The 26,491-nt window shown below is 64.1% G+C and carries 24 protein-coding genes; 10 read left to right on the top strand and 14 right to left on the bottom strand.

Annotated elements, in window-relative coordinates; all coding sequences use genetic code 11:
• Window positions 1-134 precede the first annotated feature (134 nt).
• The 6 genes from V5279_RS01705 to V5279_RS01680 form a co-directional block, all read right to left on the bottom strand.
• Window positions 135-1,100, bottom strand: coding sequence for an IS110 family transposase (locus V5279_RS01705; protein WP_338692355.1), 966 nt, complete (start codon window positions 1,098-1,100; stop codon window positions 135-137).
• Window positions 1,101-1,548: 448 nt separating this feature from the next.
• On the bottom strand, window positions 1,549-2,358 hold the full coding sequence (locus tag V5279_RS01700; RefSeq protein ID WP_166301252.1) for a hypothetical protein: 810 nt from the start codon (window positions 2,356-2,358) through the stop codon (window positions 1,549-1,551).
• Between the two features lie 151 nt (window positions 2,359-2,509).
• Window positions 2,510-3,019 (bottom strand): OsmC family protein, encoded by a 510-nt coding sequence (locus V5279_RS01695; RefSeq protein ID WP_338694529.1) that lies wholly within the window; start codon window positions 3,017-3,019, stop codon window positions 2,510-2,512.
• Window positions 3,020-3,075: 56 nt separating this feature from the next.
• Window positions 3,076-3,861, bottom strand: coding sequence for an ABC transporter ATP-binding protein (locus tag V5279_RS01690; RefSeq protein WP_338694527.1), 786 nt, complete (start codon window positions 3,859-3,861; stop codon window positions 3,076-3,078).
• Window positions 3,861-4,697, bottom strand: coding sequence for an ABC transporter permease (locus tag V5279_RS01685; RefSeq protein WP_338701785.1), 837 nt, complete (start codon window positions 4,695-4,697; stop codon window positions 3,861-3,863). Before V5279_RS01685 ends, V5279_RS01690 begins: the two co-directional genes overlap by 1 nt.
• Window positions 4,698-4,915: 218 nt before the next feature.
• A complete protein-coding gene (locus V5279_RS01680) occupies window positions 4,916-5,890 on the bottom strand; it encodes an aliphatic sulfonate ABC transporter substrate-binding protein (protein WP_338694525.1) in 975 nt (324 codons plus the stop codon).
• Window positions 5,891-6,088: 198 nt separating this feature from the next.
• Here V5279_RS01680 and V5279_RS01675 point away from each other — a divergent pair, with 198 nt between their 5' ends.
• Window positions 6,089-8,881 carry a [protein-PII] uridylyltransferase gene (locus tag V5279_RS01675; protein WP_338694523.1) on the top strand — a complete coding sequence of 931 codons (2,793 nt, stop codon included), beginning with the start codon at window positions 6,089-6,091 and terminating at the stop codon, window positions 8,879-8,881.
• 291 nt (window positions 8,882-9,172) lie between these two features.
• Here V5279_RS01675 and V5279_RS01670 read toward each other — a convergent pair whose 3' ends face one another.
• The gene (locus tag V5279_RS01670) at window positions 9,173-9,436 is read right to left on the bottom strand and encodes a hypothetical protein (protein WP_338694521.1); all 264 of its coding nucleotides are present in this window, start codon (window positions 9,434-9,436) and stop codon (window positions 9,173-9,175) included.
• 352 nt (window positions 9,437-9,788) lie between these two features.
• On the opposite strand from V5279_RS01670, the gene V5279_RS01665 reads away from it, so the two are divergent.
• The 3 genes from V5279_RS01665 to V5279_RS01655 are packed head-to-tail and all read left to right on the top strand — an operon-like array spanning window position 9,789 to window position 12,735.
• Window positions 9,789-11,585: a PAS domain S-box protein gene (locus tag V5279_RS01665; RefSeq protein ID WP_338694519.1), complete on the top strand. Its 1,797-nt coding sequence runs from the start codon at window positions 9,789-9,791 to the stop codon at window positions 11,583-11,585.
• Window positions 11,579-12,253, top strand: coding sequence for a response regulator transcription factor (locus V5279_RS01660; protein ID WP_166301235.1), 675 nt, complete (start codon window positions 11,579-11,581; stop codon window positions 12,251-12,253). The genes V5279_RS01665 and V5279_RS01660 overlap by 7 nt, the downstream gene beginning before the upstream one ends.
• A 2-nt stretch (window positions 12,254-12,255) precedes the next feature.
• Window positions 12,256-12,735 (top strand): response regulator transcription factor, encoded by a 480-nt coding sequence (locus V5279_RS01655; RefSeq protein ID WP_414645888.1) that lies wholly within the window; start codon window positions 12,256-12,258, stop codon window positions 12,733-12,735.
• 7 nt (window positions 12,736-12,742) lie between these two features.
• Here V5279_RS01655 and V5279_RS01650 read toward each other — a convergent pair whose 3' ends face one another.
• Window positions 12,743-12,868 carry a hypothetical protein gene (locus V5279_RS01650; protein WP_275949047.1) on the bottom strand — a complete coding sequence of 42 codons (126 nt, stop codon included), beginning with the start codon at window positions 12,866-12,868 and terminating at the stop codon, window positions 12,743-12,745.
• Between the two features lie 207 nt (window positions 12,869-13,075).
• Between V5279_RS01650 and V5279_RS01645 the strand changes: the two genes are divergently transcribed.
• Window positions 13,076-13,267 carry a hypothetical protein gene (locus V5279_RS01645; protein ID WP_166301229.1) on the top strand — a complete coding sequence of 64 codons (192 nt, stop codon included), beginning with the start codon at window positions 13,076-13,078 and terminating at the stop codon, window positions 13,265-13,267.
• A gap of 521 nt (window positions 13,268-13,788) precedes the next feature.
• Here the strand turns inward: V5279_RS01645 and V5279_RS01640 are convergent.
• Complete coding sequence (locus tag V5279_RS01640; RefSeq protein ID WP_338694512.1) at window positions 13,789-14,313, bottom strand: methylated-DNA--[protein]-cysteine S-methyltransferase; 525 nt, start codon at window positions 14,311-14,313, stop codon at window positions 13,789-13,791.
• Between the two features lie 89 nt (window positions 14,314-14,402).
• Between V5279_RS01640 and V5279_RS01635 the strand changes: the two genes are divergently transcribed.
• From V5279_RS01635 to V5279_RS01620, 4 genes are all read left to right on the top strand, one after another.
• Window positions 14,403-14,765 carry a DUF1304 domain-containing protein gene (locus tag V5279_RS01635; RefSeq protein ID WP_338694510.1) on the top strand — a complete coding sequence of 121 codons (363 nt, stop codon included), beginning with the start codon at window positions 14,403-14,405 and terminating at the stop codon, window positions 14,763-14,765.
• Between the two features lie 206 nt (window positions 14,766-14,971).
• On the top strand, window positions 14,972-16,192 hold the full coding sequence (locus tag V5279_RS01630; protein ID WP_338694508.1) for an ABC transporter substrate-binding protein: 1,221 nt from the start codon (window positions 14,972-14,974) through the stop codon (window positions 16,190-16,192).
• Between the two features lie 153 nt (window positions 16,193-16,345).
• Window positions 16,346-17,536: an integrase core domain-containing protein gene (locus V5279_RS01625; protein ID WP_166203831.1), complete on the top strand. Its 1,191-nt coding sequence runs from the start codon at window positions 16,346-16,348 to the stop codon at window positions 17,534-17,536.
• Between the two features lie 365 nt (window positions 17,537-17,901).
• Window positions 17,902-19,128, top strand: coding sequence for an ABC transporter substrate-binding protein (locus tag V5279_RS01620; RefSeq protein WP_338701782.1), 1,227 nt, complete (start codon window positions 17,902-17,904; stop codon window positions 19,126-19,128).
• Window positions 19,129-19,355: 227 nt separating this feature from the next.
• On the opposite strand, the gene V5279_RS01615 is transcribed toward V5279_RS01620, so the two are convergent.
• Window positions 19,356-19,781 (bottom strand): DUF1330 domain-containing protein, encoded by a 426-nt coding sequence (locus V5279_RS01615; RefSeq protein ID WP_338694506.1) that lies wholly within the window; start codon window positions 19,779-19,781, stop codon window positions 19,356-19,358.
• 139 nt (window positions 19,782-19,920) lie between these two features.
• On the opposite strand from V5279_RS01615, the gene V5279_RS01610 reads away from it, so the two are divergent.
• Entirely contained in the window at window positions 19,921-22,167 is a 2,247-nt protein-coding gene (locus V5279_RS01610; protein ID WP_338694504.1) for a penicillin-binding protein 1A, read from the top strand.
• Between the two features lie 183 nt (window positions 22,168-22,350).
• Here V5279_RS01610 and V5279_RS01605 read toward each other — a convergent pair whose 3' ends face one another.
• The 4 genes from V5279_RS01605 to V5279_RS01590 form a co-directional block, all read right to left on the bottom strand.
• A complete protein-coding gene (locus tag V5279_RS01605) occupies window positions 22,351-23,190 on the bottom strand; it encodes a M48 family metallopeptidase (protein ID WP_166301208.1) in 840 nt (279 codons plus the stop codon).
• Window positions 23,191-23,388: 198 nt separating this feature from the next.
• Window positions 23,389-24,717: a polyhydroxyalkanoate depolymerase gene (locus V5279_RS01600; RefSeq protein WP_338694502.1), complete on the bottom strand. Its 1,329-nt coding sequence runs from the start codon at window positions 24,715-24,717 to the stop codon at window positions 23,389-23,391.
• Between the two features lie 128 nt (window positions 24,718-24,845).
• Window positions 24,846-25,670 (bottom strand): ABC transporter permease, encoded by an 825-nt coding sequence (locus V5279_RS01595; protein ID WP_338694500.1) that lies wholly within the window; start codon window positions 25,668-25,670, stop codon window positions 24,846-24,848.
• On the bottom strand, window positions 25,667-26,479 hold the full coding sequence (locus tag V5279_RS01590) for an ABC transporter ATP-binding protein (RefSeq protein WP_338694498.1): 813 nt from the start codon (window positions 26,477-26,479) through the stop codon (window positions 25,667-25,669). The genes V5279_RS01595 and V5279_RS01590 overlap by 4 nt, the downstream gene beginning before the upstream one ends.
• Between the last annotated feature and the right edge of the window lie 12 nt (window positions 26,480-26,491).

The following is a 26,491-nucleotide window of genomic DNA, read 5'->3' as shown; positions in this document are numbered from 1 at the left end:
CAAGGCGTGGCCTGTCGAGGGTGGGATGTGGCAGCATTTGAGCGACGGCCATCCTTGACGGCCGCTGTGCGCGGCGTCCTTGTGACGGCAGGTCGGGACGAAGAAACGGTGCCCCGATCGAACAAAGAAACGCTTCAGGTCGCCGGGGCGACGACTGGCAAGTGAGCTTGCCAAGGGGTCGCTCGGGCCACCACGGTGTTGATGAAGATGAGCAACTTCCTGGCGCAGGCGATCAGGGCACGCTTGTGGCCTTTGCCGGCGGCGATCAATCGTTTGTACAGGGCCATGAGCTGCGGATTCCAGCGGAAAGACGCCGCCAGCGCCGCAGCATAGAGCGCATGGCGCAGACGTTTGCGTCCACCGTCGATGTGACGAGCGCCGATGTGTTCGCCGCTGTCGTCGTCATAAGGCGCAAGGCCCGCAAGTGCTGCGGCCTGCTCGCGGCTGACCTGGCCGATCTCGGGCATCCGGACCAGGACGGAGACCGCAGTCGGCAGCCCGGCCCCACCGACGCTGTAGATCAGGTCGAGCCGAGCGGCGAGATCGTGCTGCTTGCGGATCGCTGCCACCAGAGCCTTGAACTCGACGCGTTCGCGCTTGGCCAGACGGGCGATGTCGTCCTTCCAGAGCTTTTGGATACGCGCGTCGCGGCAGCTCTCGAGCCGGTTCTTGAACCGCGCGATATCTTCTCCGATCTGATCGATCAGCGTCAGATGCCCGGCCAAGGGCGGCAATCTTGCATCGGGTGCCGGGTGGATCTTCTTGACCGCAGCGGTGCATGCGGCGATCAGCGCGGCATCGATCCGATCGTTCTTGGCACGCTGCCCGCGGTATTTGGCATAGGCACGCACCTGCGCCGGCTGGAACACCACGACGACAAACCGCTTGCGCCGCAGCTCGACGACGACCGGCTGCTCATAGCCACCGCTCGCCTCGATCCCAATTCGCCTGACCTTATGGCGCCCAAGCCACTCCAACAGCGTCTTGTAACCTTCCGCCGTGTTCTCCACCTGCAGCTGCTCCGAGCCGTCATCGAGCGCCACGTCGAGCTTCCGTTTGCCGGTATCGATCCCGGCACAGATTGTGGTACGCTTGGCCATCTTCCTCGACCCTCCCTTGTGATGCGAACCTAAAGTTCGTTCAACCATGCGGGTCCCGATGAAGTGCCGATCGCGATCTTGCTACGAATAACAGCCCTCAAGGCTCGATGGGTAACGATCCGATCGATCAGCGGCCCAGCCCGGGCGGCCACCCGAGCTGGGCCATTCCTCACGGAACGAGGCCAGTCTAACCCAGCGCGCTAATACAAGGATGGGTGGAGCGTAGCGATACCCATCAGTTTTTCATCTGCGCGGTGAGATGATGGGTATCGCTACGCTCCACCCATCCTACGCTTTCTGATTACCCTTCTCCTTCCCCCTGAAAGGGGGAAGGTCGGGATGGGGGTCAGCCGCAGACGACGCTGTTTGCGGAGAGAGCGGATCCCCACCCGCTTTACTCTGGCGAGCAAAGCGACCTCCCCTCTTCAAGGGGAGGTTAAGACGCACCCTACGCTTTCGACGTCTTCGCGCTCTTCCTCCGCCCGAGCCACCACAGCACCAGATTCCACACGATGCAGGTGGCGAGCGCGCAGCTCAGCCCAATCGGCGAGCCGAACTGCGCCACCGCGACATGCAGCACGGCGACGCCGAGGCCGAAGCCCATCAGGCCCCAGGCGCTGTTGGCGAGCACGGCTGCGGTCGCAGGTCCGCCGATGCGCGGATGCAGGATCAGCATCATCGAGGAGAACACGATCGGGAACAGCGCCATCACGCCGGTGATGCGCGGGCCGACCCAGCCTGATGCCGTGACAACCGTGCCGACCAGGCTTGCAACCAGCGCGGCGCGCAGCGGAATGTCGTACCAGCGCCGCGCGATCAGCGGCATTTTGGCGACGTGGCGGTAGGGCCTGAGCAGCGGAATGCAGATCGCAAAGGTGATGGCGTTGACGAGCAGCCCGCCGGTGAGCGACCAGCCGAACTGCCGGATGATGGTGGCGAGCACCAGCCACACCGCGATCGCAGATCCCGCGCTGATCCACATGCTGCGGCGCTGCGCCAGCACGGCGTAGGTCAGGCCCATATAGATGGTGGCCGCATTGACCGGCAGGCTCGCCAGCGCGCCCTCGGCGATGAAGGCGGCGTCATGGTCGAGCGCGAGGAAGGTGTAGGACGGCCCGGCCGAGATCGGTAGCGTTGCGATCAGCGCGCCGATCACCGGCCCCGAGCGCTCCGTGATGATGGACGCGCTGACCACGAATGCGGCCGCCACCGCCATGCGCAACACGAGGATCAGAACGAAGTGGAGTTCGGGGGACATCCTGTGTCGTCCCGGCGCAGGCCGGGACCCATAACCACAACTATACGTGGGGAACGAAAGCCGTCGCACGGCGCGGCTTGAATCGAGAAGACACGGCGTATGGGTCCCGGCTCCCGTGCGCAATTGCGCACTAGGCCGGGACGACACCGAGCTACACCCGCTGCATCGACACCGAAACCTTCGGGCCGTTCTTGATGGTCTGATAGACCACGCAATAACGCTCGGTGAGTTTCAGCAGCAGATCGAGCTTGTCCTGCGGCGCGTCGGTGCCGATCTCGAAGCGGAGGCGGATCTCGCGGAAGCCAACCGGGGTCTCCTTGTCAACGCCGAGCGTGCCGCGGAAATCGAGATCGCCTTCGGCGAGCACATTGCCGACTTTCAGCGGCACCTCGACGGCGGTCGCCACCGATTTCAAGGTGACGCCGGCGCAGGCGACCAACGCCTCCAAGAGCATGTCGCCGGAGCAGAGCTCGAGCCCGGAGCCGCCGGTGGCGGGATGCAGGCCCGCGACCGCGAGCGCGCGGCCGGTCTCGACCTTGCAGGAGATGCTCTCATTGTCGATCGAGCCCTTGGCCTTCAGCGTGATCACGGCGGCTTGGGGGTCGGTCTTGTAGCGCTCCTTGATCGGAGCCTGCATTGCGCGAAGTTCGGCGGAGTCCATGGTTCTGCTCCCGGCGGTTTTTCTTTATGCCGATGTAAGGCCTTATCGCGCCGATGTCACCACCACATCGCCTCGCCGGCGCTCGATTTGTCCGTGACGTCGCGCACCTGCCGGTCCAGCGAGCGGTCGAGCGCGGTCAGCACGCGGCGCTTGAAGGTGTCGAACAGCTCCGATTTGCGGTCGCGCGGCCGCGCCAGGTTGATGGTGATCTGCTCGAACAGGCGGCCCGGCCGAGGCCGCATCACCAGCACGCGGTCGGCGAGCACCACGGCCTCGTCGACATCATGGGTGACCAGGATCAGGGTCGGCCTTGTGTCGGCCCAGAGATCGAGCAGATGGTCCTGCAGGTCGCGGCGGGTGAAGGCATCGAGCGCCGAGAACGGCTCGTCGAGCAGCAGCACTTCGGGCTGCGGCACCAGGGCGCGGGCGATCGCGACCCGCTGCGCCTGTCCGCCGGACAATTCGCGCGGCCACGCTGCGGCCTTGTCGGCGAGACCGACGCGGGCCAGCGCCACGGCGACCCGTTTACGCCTCGCCTCAACCGGGAGATCGGCGAGGCCGAAGCCGATATTGTCGGCGACGCTGAGCCACGGCAACAGCCGCGGCTCCTGGAAGATGATGCCGATCTTGGCATGCGGCGAGGTGATGACGGCATTGTCGAGTATCACGCTGCCGGTGCTGGCGCGATCGAGGCCGGCAATGGCGCGCAGCAGCGTCGACTTGCCGCAACCGGAACCGCCGATGATGGCGACGATCTCGCCGGGCTGGATCTCGGCCGAGAAGCGCTCCAGCGCGTGAACGCCGTTCGGATAGGTCTTGCCGACGTCCTTCAGCGCGAGCATCACTGCCCTCCCCGCGCGCCGAACGCATCCTGCCAGCGCAGCAGCGGCGCGGTGGCGATCTCGATCAGCCAGTCGGTGGTCTTGCCGAGGATCGCGAAAATCACGATCGCGGCGAGGATCTGCGCCGGCTTGCCGAGCTGCTGGCCGTCGATCAGGAGATAGCCGAGCCCTTCGGACGCGCCCATGAATTCCGCGGCGACCACGAACATCCAGCCCAGCCCGAGCCCGACCCGCAGCGACACCACATAGGCCGGCAGCACCGCGGGCAACAGGATGCGGCGGATCATCGCAAAGCCGGACAGGCGGAACACGCGGCCGACCTCGACGACCTTGCGATCGACCGACAGGATGGCGCCCATCACCCCGAGATAGACCGGAAAGAACACGCCGACCGCGATCAGCGCGATCTTCGAGGTCTCGAAGATGCCGAGCCACAGAATGAACAGCGGCACCCAGGCGATCGAGGGAATCGCGCGCAACGCCTGCACGGTCGGGTCAAGCAGTCGGCGCGCCAGGCCCCAATAGCCGGAGATCGCACCGAGGATGGTGCCGCCCATGACGCCGAGCGCAAAGCCCGCGCCGACCCGCCACAGCGTCGCGAGGATATGCCGCGACAGCTCGCCGCTCTGGGCGAGCGCCACGATGGTCTCGAACACCTTCGACGGCGGCGGCACCAGGCGGCCGTTGGAGTAGCCGAGGGCGACGACCAGTTCCCAGCCCAGCGCGAGCGCGACCGGCAGTGCGAGCCCGAGCACCGGCCGCGCATAACGCGACCACCGCGCCGGCGCCACACGCGGCGCGGCCGTCTGTTCCAGCGCGGGCAGGTCAACGGTCATGGCCATAGCAAGAACTATTCTTCGGGCGGGATTGCAAGGTGGGTGATCGCGCAACTCCATCCCCGTCGTCCCGGCCTAGTGCGCAATTGCGCACGGGAGCCGGGACCCATAACCACCGAGCGCGGGATGGAGTGAGCTGGGGCCACAGCGTCATCTAACGACAAAGCCCTGTGGTTATGGGTCCCGGACCGCGCTTCGCTTGTCCGGGACGACGGTGGTTAGTTGGTGGGCAGCGGGACCTGATCGTCGATCAGGCTGTCGAGCGCGGCCTTGACGTCGGTCTTGGCGTCGATCACGCCCGCCTGCTGCAAGGCGAGGCCGGCCGCGAGGATTGATTCGCGCTGGGGCGCGCCGATCCGGCTGTGGGTCAGCTCGGTGCGCTCCTTGAGCTGCTTGTCGACCACGGCGTCCGGCAGCTTGGTCACCGCGATGAAGGTCTTCTTCAGCTCGTCATAGTTGGCCAGCGAATATTTCCGCGCCTCCTCGTAAGCCGCGAGCACGCGGCGGACGATATCCGGATGATCCTTCAAAAACTGCTCGCGCACATTGAGGATGCCCCAAGTGTTGGCGTCGGCCTTGCGGTAGAACAGTTTTGCGCCGTCCTCGACCTCGGCCTGCGCCATCATCGGGTCGAGGCCGGCCCAGGCGTCGACGTCGCCGCGGATCAGCGCGGTCTTGCCGTCGGCGTGCTGCAGCAGCACCGGCGTGATGTCCTTCTCGGTAAGGCCGGCGCCGAGCAGCGCGCGGACCAGGAAGATGTGCGGATCGGTCCCGCGGGTCACCGCGACGCGCTTGCCCTTCAGGTCGGCGACGGAGGCGATCTTGGAATCCTTGCCGGTGACCAGCGCGGTCCATTCGGGACGCGAATAGACATAGATCGACTTGATCGGGTTGCCGTTGATCCTGGCGACCAAGGCGGCCGAGCCCGCGGTCGAGCCGAGATCGATCGAACCGGCGTTGAGGAATTCGAGCGCCTTGTTGGAGCCGGCCGACTGCACCCAGACGATGCTGATGCCGTCCTTGGCGAACTCCTTCTCCAGGAGGCCCTTCTGCTTCAGCACCATCGACACCGGATTGTAGGTCGCCCAGTCGATCCGGATCTCCTTCGGCGCGTCGGCGGCAAGCGCCGCGCCGGGCAACAATGTCGAGACCGCGAGCAGCGCAGCGAAGGCGCGCCGGGAAAATTTCTGCATTCGTCGATCTCCTCGATACGATTAAGAAACAATCTTTTATTTCAATGAGTTAGCCTTGCGGTCAACGAGAAAATCTCTACCCTTTACGCGATGGCGCGAGAACGATCTTGCCCGCAGCGCCGTTGAGAGAGCATGGAGCTGCTGTCGTTATACTTTGGTCAGTGACAGCAACAGCTTCGTCCGATATCGGATGGACGTATGGACAGCATCGTAGCCGACGACCGCGCTGAAGCGGATGATCGTTTCGAGACCGTGCGGATCACCGCGGCGGTCAACGCGCTCGCGGAGCAACATGCCGGCCGCGAGGACCAGTTCCGCGCCGCGATGGCGCAACTGCTCAAGGCCGAATTGATCGCGGCGCGCGCCACGGCGCAGGCGCTGCTCTTGAAGGATCGCCACGGCCGCCGCTGCGCCGAACGACTCTGTTTCGTGCAGGACGAGATCATCCGCATCCTCTACGCTGCGGCGACCCGGCATCTCTATCACTCGCCGATCCCCTCAGGCGCCGAGCGCATGGCCGTGGTCGCGACCGGCGGCTATGGCCGCGGGCTGATGGCGCCGGAATCCGACATCGATCTGTTGTTCATCCTGCCCTACAAGCAGACCGCCTGGGGCGAGCAGGTCGCCGAAGCGATCCTCTATTGCCTCTGGGACATGGGGCTGAAGGTCGGCCACGCCACCCGCTCGGTCGATGAATCGATCCGCCAGGCACGCGGCGACATGACGATCCGCACCGCGATCCTGGAGACGCGGTTCCTGACCGGCGACCAGCCGCTCTATGACGAGCTGGTCGAGCGCTTCGACAAGGAAGTGGTGCAGGGCACCGCATCGGAATTCGTCACCGCCAAACTCGCCGAGCGCGAGGAGCGGCATCGCCGCGGCGGCCAGTCGCGCTATCTGGTCGAGCCCAACGTCAAGGACGGCAAGGGCGGCCTGCGCGACCTGCACACGCTGTTCTGGATCGCCAAATACGTCTACCGGGTGCGCGAGACCGATGAGCTGCTGGAACGCGGCGTGTTCGACGCGCAGGAGTACCGCACCTTCCGCCGCTGCGCCGACTTCCTGTGGTCGGTGCGCTGCAACCTGCACTTCTTCGCCGGACGCGCCGAGGAGCGGCTGTCATTCGACATGCAGCGCGAGATCGCGGTCCGCCTCGGCTACACCTCGCATCCCGGCATGCAGGACGTCGAGCGCTTCATGAAGCACTACTTCCTGATCGCCAAGGACGTCGGCGACCTCACCGCGATCCTGTGCGCCAAGCTCGAGGAGGAGCACAACAAGCCGGCGCCGGTGCTGAGCCGCATGGTGGCGCGCTTCCGGCCCGGCACCAAGCGGCGGCGGGTGGCGGGCAGCGACGATTTCATCGTCGACAACAACCGCATCAACCTCTCCGCGCCCGACGTCTTCAAGCACGATCCGGTCAATCTCATCCGGATCTTCCGCCTCGCGCAGCAGAACAGCCTCGCCTTCCATCCCGATGCGATGCGAACGGTGACGCGCTCGCTGAAGCTGATCAACACCCAGCTGCGCGAGAACGACGAAGCCAACCGCCTGTTCATGGAGATCCTGACCTCCGACAATGCGGAGACCGTGCTGCGGCGGATGAACGAGACCGGCGTGCTCGGCCATTTCATCCGCGCCTTCGGCAAGATCGTGTCGATGATGCAGTTCAACATGTACCACCACTACACGGTCGACGAGCATCTGATCCGCTGCATCGGCTTCCTGCAGGACATCGAGCGCGGCGGCAACGAGGAGTTCACTGTCGCCAGCGACCTGTTCCGCAAGATCCAGCCCGAGCACCGCCCGGTGATCTATATCGCGACGCTGTTGCACGATATCGCCAAGGGCCGCCCCGAGGATCACTCGATCGCCGGCGCCAAGGTGGCGCGGCGGCTGTGCCCGCGGCTCGGCTTCTCGGCGGCCGACACCGAGCTGGTGGCATGGCTGATCGAGGAGCATTTGACGATGTCGACGGTGGCGCAATCGCGCGATCTGTCGGACCGCAAGACCATCGAGAATTTCGCCGCCGTGGTGCAGTCGGTCGAGCAGATGAAGCTGCTGACGATCCTGACCACCGCCGACATCCGCGGCGTCGGCCCCGGTGTCTGGAACGGCTGGAAGGCGCAGCTGTTGCGCACGCTGTATTACGAGACCGAGCCGGTGCTGACCGGCGGCTTCTCGGAGGTCAACCGCGCCCAGCGCATCGCGGTGGCGCAAGCCGAATTCCGCCGCGCCTTCACCGAATGGCCGGAGGCCGAGCTCAACGCCTATATCGGCCGGCACTACCCGGCCTACTGGCTCAAGGTTGAGCTGCCACGCAAGATCCGCCAGGCACGCTTCATCCGCGCCAGCGAGCAGGCCGGCCACAAGCTCGCGATCAATGTCGGCTTCGACGAGATCCGCGCCGTCACCGAGCTCACGATTCTCGCGACCGACCATCCCTGGCTGCTGTCGATCATCGCCGGCGCCTGTGCGTCTGCCGGCGCCAACATCGTCGACGCGCAGATCTACACCACGACCGACGGCCGCGCGCTCGACACCATCTCGATCTCACGCGAATACGACCGCGACGAGGATGAAGGCCGCCGCGCGACGCGGATCGGCGAGATGATCGAGCACGTGCTGGAAGGCAAGCTGCGGCTGCCCGAGGCAGTGGCGAAGCGCGCGGTGCGCAGCAAGGCGCGTCCGTTCATCGTCGAGCCTGAAGTCACCATCAACAACCAGTGGTCCGACCGCTATACCGTGATCGAGGTCTCCGGCCTCGACCGCCCCGGCCTGCTCTATCAGCTCACCACCGCGATCTCGAAGCTCAACCTCAACATCGCCTCCGCCCATGTCGCGACTTTCGGCGAACGCGCGCGCGACGTGTTCTATGTCACCGACCTGCTCGGCGCCCAGATCACGGCGCCGACCCGGCAGGCCGCGATCAAGAGCGCGCTGCTGCATCTGCTCGCGAGCGAGGACCAGGCGGCGAAGCCGGCGGCGTGAGAGCACGTATCCTTCATTCCGGGGCAGCCCGCAGGGCTGAACCCGGAATCCATCGGGCCGCGTTGTTGCTTTGAAATGGATTCCGGGTTCTCGCTTCGCGAGCCCCGGAATGACGACGTATGGAACTGAGCCCGGAATCCATCAGGGCCGGGGCTAGTCGGGGAATGGATTCCGGGCTCTCACGGAGGCTGTTATCGGACCCGTTTTGCGCGACCCAGGCGTGAGCAGCCAGCGCGTCGGTCCCGGCAGCCTGCCGGACTTAGAGTCTAGGGCGGGCTACCGCCCTGGATCTCACATGTCTGATTGCGGCTGCAGGGCCGCCAGGCTCGCCCCCAGCAAGGCCAGGTAGCTGGCATGACAGACCACAACGCCAAAATCGAAGACGTCGAGCAGATCGATCCAATCGTTGGCCCAAGGGTTGTCGGCCGGCACGCTCGCTGCTTGCTTGCCACCGTCGATCACGGCAGGCTGGAAGCTGCGGTCGCGTCTCTGACCCCGCGTCTCGTGCGCGATGTCATCGGAGCAAAGGATCAAATGCAGGCGAGCGTTCGGCAATTTCAACCTCCAGATCTCTGATCGGCGACTGCTGAATCCGGGATGCCTACTGTTATCGAGTTACCCAATGAGCGTAGTCGCCGGGAGGAAACGCGCCATTGAACGGAGGTTGATCCGGCCGTTACATTGGGATGGGGACAACATACTTAGGTTTAGTCGCAACCTGAACCTGAGCGTATCGGGTGGTTTCGCTTTCCGCGCGACTCCACGCGCGCGGGCGGATTGCCACAGGCCCGCATGATCTCGTCCGGACGTCGAGAAAGCTGCTAAGGTCCGGCCTGTTGGGAGGGCGACGTTGTCGCCGCTGATGATAGCGGTCACCTAGCGACGCAGCGCGGCCCATGATGGCCAAGTGCTGGACGGCCAACTGCTGGTGCTGCCGATGATGCGCAATCCGACCACGAAGCCCTGGTCGACCGAGCAACGGCTGCTCGGCGGCATGGTGCTGGCTTGGGCGGGAACCTGCGCTGGGCTGTTGCTTGGTCCGGAGCCTGCGGCGACCGCTCATCTGGCTGCCCTGGCGGCGCTCATCGCCGCGCTCGCCGCTGCATTGCTGATGATGCGTGTGGTGGGCCGCACCCAAAGGCAGATGGAAGCCGCGTTGCGCGGCCGGGCCAGCGGCGAAGAGCGGGCGATCGAGGCGCTGCGCAACAGCGAGGCGCAATGGAAGGAGGTGTTCGAGCACAACCCGGTCATGTACTTCATGGTTGACGCAACGGGCCTCGTCCTGTCGGTCAACACGTTCGGCGCGGCGCAACTCGGCTACACCGTCGACGAATTGCTCGGACAATCCGTGCTGCAGGTCTTTGCGGCCGAAGACCGAGATATGGTTCAGCGCAACGTCGCGGCATGCCTCGACAACATCGGCCAAACCCAAGGCTGGGAAATCCGGAAGGTCCGCAAGGACGGTTCAAGGCTTTGGGTTCGTGAGAATGCCAAGGCCGTACGGCGGCTGGGCGATCAGTTGATCGTCCTGATCGCATGCGAGGATATTACCGAGCGCAAGCAGGCTGAGAATGCGCTGCAGCAGAGTGAAATGTACCTGACCGAAGCCCAGCGATTGAGTCACACCGGCAGCTTTGGCTGGCACGTCGCCAACGGCGAGATGATCTGGTCGGAAGAAACGTTCAGGATCTTCGAATTCGACAAAGCTCCTTGCATCAAGCATGGCACGGTCCTGCAACGCGTCCATCCGAACGATCGCACCCGCGTGCAACGGACCATCGACCGTGCCTCGGTCGACGGCAAGGACTTCGAGCACGGCTACCGATTGCTGATGCCCAATGGGGCGATCAAATATGTCCACGCCCGGGCGCATGCGGTGACCAACATCTCGGGCGACACCGAATTCATCGGAGCGGTCACCGACGTGACGGCCCGCAAGCGGGCCGAGTCGGAACTGCATGAAGCGCAGATGAACCTCGCGCACGTCACGCGCGTGACGGCGCTCGGCGAGCTCGCGGCATCGATCGCCCATGAAGTGAACCAGCCGCTTGCCGCCGTGGTCACCAATGCCGCGGCATGCCTGCGGTGGCTCAACCGGGCGGCTCCCGATCTGAACGAAGCCCGCGGGGCGGTCAGGTCGATCATCAGCGACGGCAACCGGGCGGGCGAGGTCATCCAGCGCGTCCGCGCCCTGGTGAACAAGACGACCGATCAGAAGGCGCCGCTCGACATCAATGCAGCCATCAACGAGGTGATCGGCCTGGTGCAGCATGAACTGCAGAGCCACCTGATTTCCCTGCAGCTGGACCTCGCTCCCGCGCTCCCGCCTGTTATCGCCGACCGTATCCAACTCCAGCAAGTCATCCTCAACCTGGTCCTCAACGGCATCGAGGCGATGCAGCCGGTCACGGACCGGCCGCGCGAACTCGTGATCCGCACACGCATCGATCCCGCCAAGCATGACGATGCCGGGCAAATCCTGGTCACGGTCACCGACTGTGGCGTCGGGATAACAACCGAGAATGCCGACCGGCTGTTCGACGCCTTCTACACCACCAAGGCCAGCGGCATGGGAATGGGCTTGTCGATCTGCCGCTCGATCGTCGAAGCTCACCGGGGTCGCCTGTCCGTGGCCGGAAATACCGGCCCCGGCGCGACATTCCAGTTCACCTTGCCATTGCGTGAAGAGGATCATGCATGGTGACCGGACCCGCGGCATCGCCTCCCACGCACGCAAGCGCCGGCGATCCGGCCGTCTTCGTCGTCGACGACGACCCGTCGGTGCGGGACTCGCTGAGCAATCTTTTCCGGTCGGTCGGGCTGCGGACCGAAGTATTCGGATCGGCCCATGAATTTCTCCAGCACAAGCCGCCGGATGTCCCGAGCTGCCTGATCCTGGACATCAGGCTGCCCCGGCTGAGCGGCCTCGACTTTCAGGCCGAACTGGCCAAGGCCGACATTCATATCCCGATCATCTTCATGACCGGCCATGGCGATATCCCGATGACGGTCAGGGCCATGAAGGCCGGAGCGGTCGACTTCCTGACCAAGCCGTTCCGCGACCAGGACATGCTGGATGCCGTCACGACAGCGATCGAGCGCGACCGAAATCGTCGCGATGAGGCCAAGGCCCTTGCACACCTGCGCGCAGCCTTCGCGACCCTGACCGCCCGCGAGCGCCAGATCATGACACTCGTGACGGCGGGGCTCATGAACAAGCAGGTCGCCGCCGAAATCGGGGTGGCCGAGATCACGGTGAAGATACACCGCGGCCACATCATGCGGAAAATGGCGGCGAAATCGCTGCCGGATCTGGTCAAAATGGCGCAGATCCTCCGGATCGGACCGGCATCCGGCGGGCCGCAAACCTAAGTATGATTCTCCGATCCCGACTGGCGACGCACTGTGCCCAAGCGTCCGCGCACAGACCAAAGCCCGTTCTGGCCGTCCCAGGAAGGACCTCCTTGTCCCACCCGCCAATGATATCCATCATCGACGACGACATGTCGGTTCGCACCGCGACCCACAATCTCGTCAGGTCGCTCGGCTACGCAGTCGAGACCTACGCGTCGGCTGAGGAATTCCTGCACTCGCCCCACCTGAATGAGACATCCTGTGTGATAGCGGACGTCCGGATGCCGGCCATGAGCGGGCTCGACCTGCAGAGCCATTTGATCGCCAGCGGACGGCGCTTTCCGTTCATTTTCGTCACCGCCTTCTCCGTCGAAAGCGATCGCGCCCGGGCCCTGAGGGCGGGAGCGATCTGCTTTCTGAGCAAGCCCTTCGACGGCGACGTCCTGATCAAATGCCTCGATACGGCCCTGGCGCAGAACGGAAGCGCGCCCGGCGAATGAGTTCACATCAGACATACGCAAGGATGATGCCGCCAAACATCAGGACAAGTTGCGCCTGGACGATGGTGGCGCGAGATTGCGCACCGTCGTCCTTCGCGAAGATCGACGGCCAGGACAACATCAGAGACAGCATCAGACATTCTGATTGGCAAATGGCAATTCCTCGGAGGGAGGTCGCCATGCGAGCGGAACCACGCTGCGCCCAGTGTGACAGCGAAGAGCCCAAGATCATCAGTTTGCGAAACCCGGCGGGCGAGCGCTACTGCGGACGCCTCTGCCTGCACAAAGCTCAGGAGGAATTCACTCGCTGGCTTTGGCGTGCGAATGCGGAGGCCGCGTCATGACCGGCCGTTGCGGGAATCCGGGGTGCAGGCGCCCGTTCGGGCTGATCCGGCACAGCTGGCATTTCGAGCAGTTCTGCTCCGTGAAGTGCCGCGAGATCTACAAACAGCAATTGGAGCGCAACAAGGCCTATTGGAAGTGGCTCTATCCCTTCCCCGGCAGCCGCGGCCCGGCGAGGAAACTGGTCTGACGGCGAGAATTAACGACGCTCAAAGGAGGCCCCATGACGACAGTCGATGCGATGCTGGTAGGAGCGATACTCGCATGGGTGCCCTCGCTCATTGTCTTCCTCTACATCGTGCGCGATCTGCGAAACATGCCGAGCGAAGATCTCGATTGATCGCCTCAGGCGGCTGATGAAATTCGTCCATTGACCACGGCGAAGTTTGCTCCGTGCTTAGTCCGCAGCTACACGGACCGTCCCAGGCGAAGAAGGAAGCACTGATTTAGTCGGATTGGCGCACGATCAGCCGACTGGCTCATCGACGCAGAGTAACCCCTCCCCGTCATCCTGAGGAGGCCGCGGAGCGGCCGTCTCGAAGGATCAACGGCCACGCTCCCGCCGCGAGAGAATCGGAGCGCGCCGAGATATGCGGGCCGTGCATCCTTCGAGACGCGCTTCGCGCTCCTCCAGCGACAAAGGCGAAGCCTTTGCGCGGGGATGACGGGACAGGGTCCGCTGGACGACGAACTATCCGCGAACGCACGCCGCTATATCTCCACGCCCTCGTGCCGCAGCAGCCAGCGCTTGCGCTCCAGCCCGCCGCCGTATTTGACCAGTGAGCCGTTGGCGCCGATCAGGCGGTGGCAGGGCACGACGACGCTGATCGGGTTGGAGCCGTTGGCATGGCCGACCGCACGCATCGCGTTCGGCACTTTCAGTTTCGCCGCCAGCGCACCGTAGCTCATGGTGGTGCCGGGCGCGATCTTCGGCAGCGCGTGCCAGACCTTCTGCTGGAACGGCGTGCCGGCGACGCGCCATTCGACATCCGCGAGCCGATCGAGATCGCCCTTGAAGTAGTCGGCTAGCGCCTCGCGCATCGCGGCCGGCGCGCGGCCGTCCCGCAGCGTCACCGCGCCATAATGCAGCCGCAGCAGGTCGAGCATGCGTCCTTCATAGTCGTCCCAGTCGAGCGCGCGCAGCACGCCGTCGTCATCGGTCACCAGCAGCGCGGTGCCGATCGGGGTCTTGAGGCGGTCGAGGTTGAAGCTCTGTGCAGTCTTGCGGTCGGCCATGGTCATCGCTCGGAAACAGGTCGCTCGGCATACAATTCACCGCCCGCGTGCTAGCGTCCACCCGAATTCCGGTTAAGGGGGACCGCATCATGCTTTGGCTTGGCAATGTTCTGGTCGCGGTGGTGGCCATGCTGCACATCTATTTCCTTGTGCTCGAGATGTTCCTGTGGACCAAGCCGGTGGGCTTGAAGACCTTTCGCAACTCGATCGAGAAGGCGACCGACTCGGCCGTGCTCGCCGCCAATCAGGGGCTCTATAACGGCTTCCTCGCCGCCGGACTGATCTGGGGCCTGGTGCACGGCAATCCGGCCTTCGCGTTCCAGATCAAGACATTCTTCCTGCTCTGCGTGATCGTCGCCGGCGTCTACGGCGCCGCCACCGTGAGCCGGCGTATCCTTTATGTGCAGGCGACACCTGCGGCGCTGGCGCTGATCCAGCTCTGGCTCGCTTAAGGCGCGGGCGCGCTTTTGTTTTCTTGAGCATGATCCCCTCGGAAAACCGCTTCACGCTTTTCCGGATCATGCTCAAACGCGACACTGCGCGCAGGGCGCATCGCCTTGCAATGCAACCACGCTTCCTCCATCATCCCTGATAACGGTGACATCCGCCGGCTCGAGGCTTGCGGACAAGATCACCGGCAACATGGGAGGTCACGGACATGAGGAGCGTGCAATTGCTCGCTGCGACAGCGCTTGCCATCGCGTTGTCGGTTACATCGGCCGCCGCGCAGAAGAAATACGACATCGGCGCGACCGACACCGAGATCAAGATCGGCCAGACCGTGCCGTTCTCGGGCCCCGCATCCGCCTATGCCGGCATCGGCAAGACCCAGGCGGCCTACCTCAAGATGATCAACGATCAGGGCGGCATCAACGGCCGCAAGCTCAACCTGATCCAGTATGACGATGCCTATTCGCCGCCGAAGGCGGTCGAGCAGGTGCGCAAGCTGGTCGAGGGCGACGAGGTGCTGTTCACCTTCCAGATCATCGGCACGCCCTCAAATGCCGCCGTGCAGAAATATCTGAATACCAAGAAGGTGCCGCAGCTGCTCGCCTCCACCGGCGCCTCGCGCTTCTCCGATCCGCAGAACGCGCCGTGGACCATCGCGTTCAACCCGAACTACCAGTCCGAGGGACGCATCTACGCCAAATACATCCTGGCCAATCACCCCAACGCCAAGATCGGCATCTTCTACCAGAACGACGATCTCGGCCGCGACTACATCACCGGCCTGAAGAGCGGGCTCGGCGACAAGGCCGCCAGCATGATCGTCGCGGAGGTCTCCTATGAGCTGACCGACCCGACGGTGGATTCCCAGATCGTCAAGCTGAGGGCCTCCGGCGCCGACCTGATCTATGACGCCTCGACGCCGAAATTCGCCGCGCAAGCGATCCGCAAGATCGCCGACCTCAACTGGACCCCGGTGCACATCCTCGACATCAATGCGAGCCCGGTGTCGGCGACGCTGAAGCCGGCCGGTCTCGACATCTCCAAGGGCATCATCTCGACCAACTACGGCAAGGACCCCGCCGATCCGCAGTGGAAGGACGATCCCGGCGTGAAGGCCTATTTCGGCTTCATGGACAAGTATTATCCGGAAGGCGACAAGCTCAACACCGTCAACACCTACGGCTACTCGACGGCCGAGCTGTTGATCCAGGTGCTGAAACAGTGCGGCGACGACCTCACCCGCGACAACCTGATGAAGCAGGTGACCAGCCTGAAGAAGTTCGTGCCGAGCCTCGCGCTGCCGGGCATGTCGATCACGACGGGGCCGAACGACTATCGCATCAACAAGCAGATGCAGATGATGAAGTTCAACGGCGAGCGCTGGGAGCTGTTCGGCCCGATCATCGAGGACACCGGACCGGCGGGTTAGGTCGCGCCGCATCGAGGCTCCACTCCCTCTCCCGCTTGCGGGGGAGGGTTGGGGTGGGGGTCTCTCCACGGTACAGACCGGATAGATACCCGACAGTTTAGACCGGCATGATTGCCGACAGGTTTCTAGAAGCATCGGCGGGAGGGCCCGACGATGCCGTTCAGAGAGACCAGTCGGATGGAAGAGCGTATCCGGATGCTTATGGAGTACGAGAGCGGGAACTGGAGCGTGTCGGAGTTGTGCCGCCGTCACGGTATCTGCCGCGACACGTTTTACGCATGGCGCCAGCGGAAGCAGAGCGGCGATCCGGAGTGGTTCAGGGACCGTTCGCACGCGCCGCAGCAATGCCGACAAACGACCGATGCGGCGATTGCAGAGAAGGTGATCGCGGCTCGGCAGCGCTTTCCCTATCTGGGACCGCGCAAGCTGCTCGCCCTGCTTGACCGCCAGGCGCCGGAGATCGATTGGCCGGCGGCGTCGACGATTGGGAGCATTCTCAAGCGCGCGGGGCTGATCTCGCCGGTGAAGCGCCGCCGCCGTCCGCTCGACCAGCGGCGTCCCTGCACGCCGGTGCAGGAGCCGAACGACGAGTGGAGCGTGGACTTCAAGGGTTGGTTCCGCACCCGCGACCAGTGCCGGATTGATCCGTTGACGGTGGCTGACAGCCACAGTCGCTTCCTGATCGAACTGCAGATCGTCGCACCGACGACCGAGGGCGTCCGCCCCCGCTTCGAGAGGGCTTTCCGCGAGCATGGCCTGCCGCGGGCAATCCGCTGCGACAATGGTTCGCCGTTCGGCTCGCGCGGCGCCGGCGGTCTCACCACATTGTCGGTCTGGTGGCTGAAGCTCGGCATTACGCCGCACTTCATCCGTCCGGCCTCGCCGCAGGAGAACGGTCGCCATGAGCGCATGCATCGCACCTTGAAGGCGCAAACATCGAGCCCACCGGCAGATAATGCGTCCGAGCAACAGGCCCGCTTTGACGCCTTCCGAGAGCATTACAATAAGGAACGTCCTCACGAAGCGCTGGGCCAACGGCCGCCGGAGGACGCCTATCGAGCATCTCAACGCACCATGCCGGATCGCGAGCAAGACCCCTGGTATGACGCCGATCACCAGGCCCGCCGTGTTCGCGGCAATGGGGAGATTAAATGGAAAGGCAAGTTCGTCTTTATCGGTCAGGCGCTGGTGAACGAACTTGTCGGCATCGCCGAACTCGATACCGGTGACCACGTCGTCCGCTTCTGCGACCTCGACGTCGGTCTCATCGACCGCCGCGGCCTGTTCACCCGGTTCGCTCCGCCTCGTGAGGGGCTGCGCGAACCGGGCGAACAGACCGCTTAACCCAAACTGTCGGGGATCATGCCGGTCCAAAATGTCGGGAATCATGCCGGTTGAACACACGAGTCACGTGGCGGAGAGAGCCCCCACCCGGATTGCATCTTCGATGCAATCCGACCTCCCCCGCAAGCGGGAGAGGTAAGCAAGAGACCGGACAAAAGCCGGCGCAGCGCTTCTCCGCGGCCCACCCGCCTTTCCGCATCGCCCCCTACTTTCGTTGACTGAAATCGCTCACCTTTTCGGCGCCGCTCGTCTTGCGTTGCAGCAAGCGTTCCGCCAGTATCCGGTCCAAGCGATGGCGACCGCGGGACTTGAACCTGCGGACAAGATCATCGGCCAACCATCAGTCACGTGAGGGAAACAGCATGATGAGGAACGGGATTTTACGTCTGGTCACGGGAACGGCGCTCGCAGTCGCGCTGTCTGTAACGTCGGCCTCCGCGCAGAAGAAATACGACACCGGCGCGAGCGATGCCGAGATCAAGGTCGGCCAGACCGTACCCTTCAGTGGCCCGGCCTCTGCCTACGCCACCATCGGCAAGGCCCAGGCCGCCTACATCAAGATGATCAACGATCAGGGCGGCGTGAACGGCCGCAAGATCAACCTGATCCAGTATGACGACGCCTATTCGCCGCCGAAAGCGGTCGAGCAGGTGCGCAAGCTCGTCGAGAGCGACGAGGTGCTGCTGACCTTCCAGATCATCGGCACGCCGTCGAACGCCGCCGTACAGAAATATCTCAACGGCAAGAAGGTGCCGCAGCTGTTCGCCGCCACCGGCGCCTCGAAGTTCACCGACCCGAAGAACTTCCCCTGGACGCTCGGCTTCAACCCGAACTATTTCAGCGAAGGCCGCATCTACGGCCAGTACATCCTGAAGGAGTATCCGAACGCCAAGATCGGCGTGCTCTATCAGAACGACGACCTCGGCAAGGACTATCTGAACGGCATCAAGGCCGGCCTCGGCGACAAGGCGGCGAAGATGATCGTGGCCGAAGCCTCCTATGAGGTCTCCGACCCGACCATCGATTCGCAGATCCTCAAGATCAAGGATGCCGGCGCGGACCTGTTCTTCTCGGCCTCGACGCCGAAGCAGGCGGCGCAGGCGATCAAGAAGATCGCCGAACTCGGCTGGAAGCCGGTGCACATTCTCGACATCAACGCCACATCGGTCGGCGCGGTGATGAAGCCGGCCGGACTCGAGGCCTCCAAGGGCGTGATCAGCGTCAGCTACGGCAAGGACCCGCTCGATCCGACCTGGAAGGACGATCCGGGCATGAAGCGCTACTTCGACATGATGGCGAAATACTATCCGGACGGCGATAAGGATTCGAGCTTCAACGGCTACGGCTATTCCACTGCGCAGCTGTTGGTTCACGTGCTCAAGCAGTGCGGCGACGACCTGACCCGCGAGAACGTGCTGAAGCAGGCGACCAACCTGAAGAATGTCGAGCTCGACCTCGCGCTGCCCGGTATCAAGGGCAACACCACGCCAGACGACTACCGCGTCAACAAGCAGCTGCAGATGATGAAGTTCAACGGCGAGCGCTGGGAGCTGTTCGGCCCGATCCTCGAGGACGCCGGTCCAACGGGATAGCGCTTCGCGCAGGTTTGAGATGCAATCGGCGGCCTCCTGGCCGCCGATTTTGTTTTTGGTTCCGCACCATCTCTCCCCGTCACCCTGAGGAGCGCGCTCTTGCGCGCGTCTCGAAGGGTCGACGGCCACCAGTGAGGCCGTGCATCCTTCGAGGCTCGCCCCGCGGTGCAAGCGCACCGCAAGGCTCGCACCTCAGGATGACGGGGCTTCCATTGCGCTTCGCTGCGCTACTTCGGAATCTCGCCAAACGTCTTCCCCACCGGCAGCACCGCGTGGCGGATCAGCCGCGAATCCTCGACGCCGGCCTGGCGGTGCTTCACCGCCTCGCGATAGACGGGGTCACGGATCATTTCGACGAAGGCTTCGACGCTTGGGTATTCGGCGATGAAGCAATGATCCCAGCGCTCCTCCTGCGGACCGATCAGCATCAGCTCGAAGCGGCCCTGCCAGACGATGCGGCCGCCGAGCCGTTCGAACACCGGGCCGCTCTCGCGACCATAGGCGGCATAGGCTTCGGCGCCGGTCGCCTTGCGGCCGTCGGGATAGGCGGCCCATTCACGCAGGCGCACCAGATTGAGCATGTGGATCGGGCCCGGCCGGTTGTTGTCCCGGAATTGCGCAAACACTTCTTTGGTCGGATCGATATGGCCCATGCGGTGCTCCTTCGTTTCTTTGTTCCGTCCTTATTTAGCAACGCGCCGCCTCACCTCCTAATCCCCCGTTAAGCTTTGCGTAACCGCCCCTTAAACCGGGAACGCTAGCGTGCCCGCGGTCAGGGTGTGAGCGTTGCGGATGGCGTGGGGACGTAAAAAAGGCGGTGCGCGCAAGGAGCCGCTGTTCGGGCTTCCGGCCGCGCTTGCCGACCTCAGACTGTCGCCGTCCGATCGCATTCCTGGCGGCGACGACGACAAACCCGCCAAATCCAAGTCCAAGAGCGGTGACAAGAGCGGCGATTCCGGTAGCGAGAAGCCGCGCCCGTCGCGCAGCGGCAGCAAGCGGCGGAGCAAGTCGCGCGGCTTCGGCATCGGCAGGCTGTTCTATTGGACCGCGGTGCTCGGCTTGTGGGCCGGCATTGCGGTGATCGGTGTCGTGGTGTGGGTCGGCGCGCATCTGCCGCCGATCCAGTCCCTGGAAATTCCCAAGCGCCCGCCGACCATCCAGATCGTCGGCATCGACGGCAGCGTGCTGGCGCAGCGCGGCGAAATGGCCGGCGCCAATATCGCGTTGAAGGATCTGCCGCCCTATCTGCCGAAGGCGTTCATCGCCATTGAAGATCGCCGCTTCTATTCGCATTACGGCGTGGACCCGGTCGGCATCCTGCGCGCCGCGGTGACCAACATCCTGCATCGCGGCGTCTCGCAGGGCGGCTCGACCTTGACGCAGCAGCTCGCCAAGAACCTGTTCCTGACCCAGGAGCGCACCATGCAGCGCAAGCTGCAGGAGGCCGAGCTCGCGCTGTGGCTGGAACGCAAGCATTCCAAGAACGAGATCCTCGAGCTCTACCTCAACCGCGTCTATTTCGGTTCCGGCGCCTATGGTGTCGAGGCCGCCGCGCAGCGCTATTTCGGCAAGTCGGCGAAGAACGTGACGCTGCCGGAAGCCGCGATGCTCGCGGGCCTCGTCAAGTCGCCGTCGCGGCTGGCGCCGAACCGCAACCCTGAGGGCGCGGAGCAGCGCGCGCAAATCGTGCTCGCGGCGATGGCCGACGCCAAGTTCATCACCGAGGCGCAAGCCAAGGCCTCGATTGGGCAGCCCTCGATCGCGGTGAAGCCGGCCGGCGCCGGCACCGTGAACTACGTCGCCGACTGGATCGGCGAAGTGCTCGACGATCTGGTCGGCCAGATCGACCAGGACATCGTGGTGCAGACCACGATCGATCCGAAGCTGCAGAACGTCGCGGAAGCCGCCGTCATCGACGAACTCGCCGCCAAGAGCGTGAAGTTCAATGTCAGCCAGGGTGCGCTGGTGGCGATGACGCCCGACGGCGCGGTGCGCGCCATGGTCGGCGGCCGGAACTATGCCGAAAGCCAGTACAATCGCGCCGTCACCGCGAAGCGGCAGCCCGGCTCGGCGTTCAAGCCGTTCGTCTATCTCACCGCGGTCGAGGCGGGGCTGACGCCGGACACGATCCGCACCGACGCGCCGCTCGACATCAAGGGCTGGAAGCCAGAGAATTACACCCACGAATATTTCGGCTCGGTGACCTTGACCCAGGCGCTGGCGATGTCGCTGAACACGGTCGCAGTGCGGCTCGGCGTCGAGGTCGGCGCCAAGAACGTGGTGCGCACCGCGCACCGGCTCGGCATCTCCTCGAAGCTCGAGCCCAACGTCTCGATCGCGCTCGGCACCTCGGAAGTGTCCGTGATCGAACTGGTCGGCGCCTATGCGCCGTTCGCCAATGGCGGCTACAGCGTCTCGCCGCATGTGGTGACCAAGATCCGCACCAGCACGGGCAAGCTGCTCTATGACCGCCCGGCCGATCCGCCCAACCAGGTGATCGAGCCGCGCTATGATGCAATGATGAACAGCATGATGCGTGAGACGCTGATCTCAGGCACTGCGCGCAAGGCGGAGATCCCCGGCTGGACCGCCGCCGGCAAGACCGGCACCAGCCAAGATTACCGCGACGCCTGGTTCATCGGCTACACCGCCAAGCTCGTCACCGGCGTCTGGCTCGGCAATGACGACAATTCGCCGACCAAGAAGGCAACCGGCGGCGGCCTGCCGGTCGAAGTGTGGACCCGCTTCATGAAATCAGCGCTTCAGGGCGTGCCGGTCGCGGCAATCCCGAACTCGCAAGGCAGTTGGGCGCCGGCGAACCTGATGCAGATTTCGTCGCAGATCACCGCGCCGTCGGGACCGATGCAGATCCAACCGCAGACGCAGGCACCGCCGCCCGCGCCGGTCCCATCCGGCGGCGGCTATTATCGCCCGCCCCCGCCGACGCCGGCACGCGCGTCAGTGCCACCCAACCCGAACGCGCGGCCGGAGGCTGCGGCGGGACTGGATGGCTGGCTGGCCGATCGGTTGTTTCGATAGGTGCAACCACGTCATTGCCGCGTAGATGGGGTAACGGGCCGGCCGCCCCCAACTTCAACTGTCATCCCCGCGAATGCGGGGATCCAGTACGCCGCGGCCTATCGGCTCAATGACAAATGCCTCTGGAATACTGGATCGCCCGCTCGCGGGCGATGACAGCAAAGGTGGCGGAGACAGCGTCGCCTACTCCTGAATCCCGTAGCGGTGCAGGTCGTTGCCGTGGGTGTCGAGCCAGTTCTTGGCGCGCGTGACCGAGGCGCAGACTTTGTCGACCACCCGCCAGAACCGCGCCGAGTGGTTCATCTCGACGAGATGGGCGACCTCGTGCGCGGCGAGGTAATCGAGCACGAAGGGCGGTGCCAGAATCAGCCGCCACGAGAACGACAGCGAACCGGCCGAGGTGCACGAGCCCCAGCGGCTGGACTGATCGCGGATCGAGATCCGGCGGACCCGCACGCCGAGTTCCGCGGCGTGCAGCTGCGCTGACTTCTGCAGATCCTTGCGCGCCTCGCGCTTGAGGAAGTCATGCACCCGGCGATCCATGTGCTCGACGCCGCCGGCGACGCACAGGATCTTCTCTCCGCTGTCGCGCGTCTCGGTCCACACCGTGCCGCGCTCGCCCGAGCGATGCACCAGCCGATGCGGCACGCCGCGCAGCGGCACCACCGTGCCGGGCTGGAACGGTGCGGCCTTCGGCAAGCGGCCGAGACGGGCGGCGATCCAGCCGCCATGGAGATTGGCGAACTCCTTGGCTTCGACAATCGTGCCGCGCGGCGGCATCGTCAGGATCGCTTCACGATCGGTCGGATGTATCCTGAGCGTATAGCGGCGCGCGCGCCTGTGCCGTCGCAGCCTGACGGTGAAGAACTGGGAGCCGTGTCTGACCAATACGGTCGCGGGTTCGGCAGGCCGCCGATAAAGGAGCGCGCGAGTAGCCATTTCTGAAAGTCCGGGGAGCAGGAGTTCGCCCGAACTTTGCCATATCCGCCGCCAGGGAAAGCGCTCGGCGCAAAAACAAATCATTTGCCCAATATACAGGGGCTGGCCGTTAATTGACCTCTACCGGCAGGGGTCGGAACCGGAATTTTTCTGATGAATCAGGCTCGCAAGCAAGGCCCATAGGATGAAACCATATTCATCCCTTGAGCCGCGCCTGATTTGAGATTCTTTTAGTTAAATCAGTGACTTGCGCGACTGCGAAAATCGCGGCCGGGGCGATACCTATTCGGCCGCGGCGACCAAAGAAAGCCGCGTATTGGCCGCCGAAACCATGAAATCGGAGATCCGCGGCACGATTTCGGAGCGGAAACGCGAGCCGTTGAACACGCCGTAGTGCCCGACGCCCTTCTGCACATAGTGCACGCGGCGATGGTTCGGGATCGCGGTGCAGAGCGCGTGCGTCGCTTCGGTCTGGCCGAGGCCGGAGATGTCGTCCTTCTCGCCTTCCACCGTCATCAGCGCGACGCGGCGGATCTTCGAGGGATCGACCGGCTTGCCACGATGGGTCATCTCGCCCTTCGGCAGCGCGTGCTTGACGAACACGAGGTCGACGGTCTGCAGGTAATACTCCGCGGTGAGGTCCATCACGGCGAGATATTCGTCATAAAATTCGCGGTGCTTGTCGACGAGATCGCCGTCACCCTTCACCAGATTGGCGAACAGCGCCTTGTGCGCGTCCATGTGCCGATCCAGATTCATGCTGATGAAGCCGTTGAGCTGCAGGAAGCCCGGATAGACGTCGCGCATCACGCCGGGATGCGGGAACGGCACCTTGGTGATGACATTGTTGCGGAACCATTCGATGCCGCGCTCTTCGGCGAGGTTGTTGACCGCGGTCGGATTGCGCCTGGTGTCGATCGGGCCGCCCATCAGTGTCATCGACAACGGCACGAACGGATCGTGGTTGGCTTCCATGACGGAGACGGCCGCAACGACCGGCACCGAGGGCTGGCACACCGCAATCACGTGCATGTTGCCGCCCAGCGCGTGCAGCATCTCGATCAGGTAATCGACGTAGTCGTCGAGATCGAACCGGCCAGCCGCAAGCGGCACCATGCGCGCATCGGCCCAGTCGGTGATGTAGACTTCATGCGTCGGCAGGAATGCCTCGACCGTGCCACGCAGCAACGTCGCATAATGGCCCGACATCGGCGCCACGATCAGCACGCGCGGCTGCGGCGAGCGCAGCGGACGCGTCAGCTTGCGATCGAAATGCAGCAGGCGGCAGAACGGCTTCTCCCAGATCGAACGGACCTCGACCGGCGTGCGGATGCCGTTGACCTCGGTCGTCGGCAGGTTCCAGTCGGGCTTGCCGTAGCGGCGCGTGGTGCGCTCGAACAACTCACAGCTGGCCGCGATCGATTTGCCGAGCTGGGTGTGGGTCCACGGATTGAGCGGGTTCTGAAACAGGATTTTGGTGGCGTCGGTCACCGCGCGCGCCGGATTGAGCGACGCCTGTGCCATTTCGTACATCCAGTACAGCGGCGTCGTGAGAGCCGGACCGCCTTCCGCCACTAGTGGCGGGGCACCGCCAAATTCACCGATGGGCATAATATTTCCAGACCCCTGTTTTGCGCCGCAGCATCCTGACGAATGCGTAACAATGCGTCAATCCGCCGCTCACTGAATTTAGGGGCACTATCCGGCTAATACACCGAGATTCCTCGGGAAAGTGACATTTATTCACCACCTGACAGCAGCGATCCGTTGTGCTTGGCGCTCTGCAAAAGGGCAAGGAAGGTCGCAAAAGAGGCAGCGAACAGCATCGCGTTGATGACCAGCGCCCACGCCATCAGGTCGGCGCGGAAGACGTGATCGATCAAGAGCGAGCGCATGCCTTCGAACACATAGGTCGGCGGCAACGTCCAGGCGACGACTTGCAGCCAGCCCGGCAGCACCTCGACCGGATAGTAGATGCAGGCCAGCGGCATCACCGCGAACATCAGCGTCCAGACGATGCTTTCCGCGCCGAGCCCATTGCGCAGCACGAGGCCGGAGGCGAACACGCCGACCGACCAGCTGGTGAAGATCAGGTTGCAGAAGAACGCGATCAGCGGCAGCCCGATGGCGTAGAAGTTGAAGCCGAAGAAGAACAGCGCCAGCAGCGTCATCGGGATCACGCCGATGGCGAGCCGGATCAGGCTCATGATCATCAGCGAGAGCAGGAATTCGATCGGCTTCAGCGGGCTCATCATCAGGTTGCCGAGATTGCGCGCCCACATCTCCTCCAGGAACGAGATGGAGAAACCGAGCTGGCCGCGGAACAGAATGTCCCACAGGATCACGGCGCCGATCAGCGTGCCGCCGGCTTTGGCGAAGAAGCCGGATGACTGCGAGATGTAATTCTGCAGGAAGCCCCAGGTGATGATCTGCAATGCCGGCCAGTAGACCAGCTCCAGCAGCCGCGGCCATGACGACATCAACAGATACCAGTAGCGCAGCACCATCGCATTGATGCGTTGCAATGAAATCCCGCGCTGGTGATGGCTGACGAGTTCGCTCATGGCGCGCCCTCCCGGATGCGGCCGCGCGCGACGTCGAGAAACACCTCTTCCAGCGTGTCGCGGTTGTAGCGCGCCATGATCCTGTCGGGGCTGTCGTCGTCCTGGACCTTGCCGCGTTTCATGATGATGACGCGGTCGCAGAGCCGCTCGACCTCCAGCATGTTGTGCGACGCCAGCAGGATGGTCGCGTTATGGGTCTTGCGGTAAGTCTCGAGATGCTGCCGCACCCAGTCGGCGGTATCCGGGTCGAGCGACGCGGTCGGCTCGTCGAGCAGCAAGAGGTCCGGCTCGTTGATCAGCGCCTTGGCCAGCGCGACGCGGGTCTTCTGCCCGGCGGAGAGCTTGCCGTTGGAACGGTCGAGGAATTCGGTGAGATCGAGATCGGCGGCGAGCTGGTCGATCCGCTCGCGCAAATGCTTCACGGCATAGAGGCGCCCGAAGATGGTCAGGTTCTGCCGCACCGTGAGCCGCATCGGCATGTCGACATAGGGGCTCTCGAAATTCATCCGGCCCAGCACGTCATAGCGCTGCTCGGGAATTTTCGCGCCGAGCACTTCGACGCTGCCTGAGGTTGGCAGCACCAGGCCCATGATCATCGCGATCGTCGTGGTCTTGCCGGCGCCGTTGCCGCCGAGCAGTCCGGTGATGCTGCCACGCGCGATGCGGAAGGAAATGCCGTCGACCGCGCGGGTGGTCTTGTAGACCTTGACCAGATGCGCGACCTCGATCGCGGCCGATCTGCCCTGTTCAGCCGCGGGCGCTTCATGAGCCGTGGGCTGTTGCCCCTGACTTGTCTCGCTCTGTTGCATCTGGCCGTTCAT

It is taken from the genome of Bradyrhizobium sp. 26S5 (assembly GCF_036923295.1).
Taxonomy (GTDB): domain Bacteria; phylum Pseudomonadota; class Alphaproteobacteria; order Rhizobiales; family Xanthobacteraceae; genus Bradyrhizobium; species Bradyrhizobium septentrionale.
The sequence above is the reverse complement of the archived record's forward strand: the minus strand, read 5'-3'. Positions and strand labels throughout refer to the sequence as shown.

Coding starts and splice junctions, on each gene's coding strand:
- V5279_RS01705 (WP_338692355.1), bottom strand. CDS start 1,100: ATGGCCAAGCGTACCACAATCTGTGCCGGGATCGATACCGGCAAACGG.
- V5279_RS01700 (WP_166301252.1), bottom strand. CDS start 2,358: ATGTCCCCCGAACTCCACTTCGTTCTGATCCTCGTGTTGCGCATGGCG.
- V5279_RS01695 (WP_338694529.1), bottom strand. CDS start 3,019: ATGGACTCCGCCGAACTTCGCGCAATGCAGGCTCCGATCAAGGAGCGC.
- V5279_RS01690 (WP_338694527.1), bottom strand. CDS start 3,861: ATGCTCGCGCTGAAGGACGTCGGCAAGACCTATCCGAACGGCGTTCAC.
- V5279_RS01685 (WP_338701785.1), bottom strand. CDS start 4,697: ATGACCGTTGACCTGCCCGCGCTGGAACAGACGGCCGCGCCGCGTGTG.
- V5279_RS01680 (WP_338694525.1), bottom strand. CDS start 5,890: ATGCAGAAATTTTCCCGGCGCGCCTTCGCTGCGCTGCTCGCGGTCTCG.
- V5279_RS01675 (WP_338694523.1), top strand. CDS start 6,089: ATGGACAGCATCGTAGCCGACGACCGCGCTGAAGCGGATGATCGTTTC.
- V5279_RS01660 (WP_166301235.1), top strand. CDS start 11,579: ATGGTGACCGGACCCGCGGCATCGCCTCCCACGCACGCAAGCGCCGGC.
- V5279_RS01655 (WP_414645888.1), top strand. CDS start 12,256: ATGATTCTCCGATCCCGACTGGCGACGCACTGTGCCCAAGCGTCCGCG.
- V5279_RS01650 (WP_275949047.1), bottom strand. CDS start 12,868: ATGCTGTCTCTGATGTTGTCCTGGCCGTCGATCTTCGCGAAGGACGAC.
- V5279_RS01645 (WP_166301229.1), top strand. CDS start 13,076: ATGACCGGCCGTTGCGGGAATCCGGGGTGCAGGCGCCCGTTCGGGCTG.
- V5279_RS01640 (WP_338694512.1), bottom strand. CDS start 14,313: ATGGCCGACCGCAAGACTGCACAGAGCTTCAACCTCGACCGCCTCAAG.
- V5279_RS01635 (WP_338694510.1), top strand. CDS start 14,403: ATGCTTTGGCTTGGCAATGTTCTGGTCGCGGTGGTGGCCATGCTGCAC.
- V5279_RS01630 (WP_338694508.1), top strand. CDS start 14,972: ATGAGGAGCGTGCAATTGCTCGCTGCGACAGCGCTTGCCATCGCGTTG.
- V5279_RS01625 (WP_166203831.1), top strand. CDS start 16,346: ATGCCGTTCAGAGAGACCAGTCGGATGGAAGAGCGTATCCGGATGCTT.
- V5279_RS01620 (WP_338701782.1), top strand. CDS start 17,902: ATGAGGAACGGGATTTTACGTCTGGTCACGGGAACGGCGCTCGCAGTC.
- V5279_RS01615 (WP_338694506.1), bottom strand. CDS start 19,781: ATGGGCCATATCGATCCGACCAAAGAAGTGTTTGCGCAATTCCGGGAC.
- V5279_RS01610 (WP_338694504.1), top strand. CDS start 19,921: ATGGCGTGGGGACGTAAAAAAGGCGGTGCGCGCAAGGAGCCGCTGTTC.
- V5279_RS01605 (WP_166301208.1), bottom strand. CDS start 23,190: ATGATTTGTTTTTGCGCCGAGCGCTTTCCCTGGCGGCGGATATGGCAA.
- V5279_RS01600 (WP_338694502.1), bottom strand. CDS start 24,717: ATGCCCATCGGTGAATTTGGCGGTGCCCCGCCACTAGTGGCGGAAGGC.
- V5279_RS01595 (WP_338694500.1), bottom strand. CDS start 25,670: ATGAGCGAACTCGTCAGCCATCACCAGCGCGGGATTTCATTGCAACGC.
- V5279_RS01590 (WP_338694498.1), bottom strand. CDS start 26,479: ATGCAACAGAGCGAGACAAGTCAGGGGCAACAGCCCACGGCTCATGAA.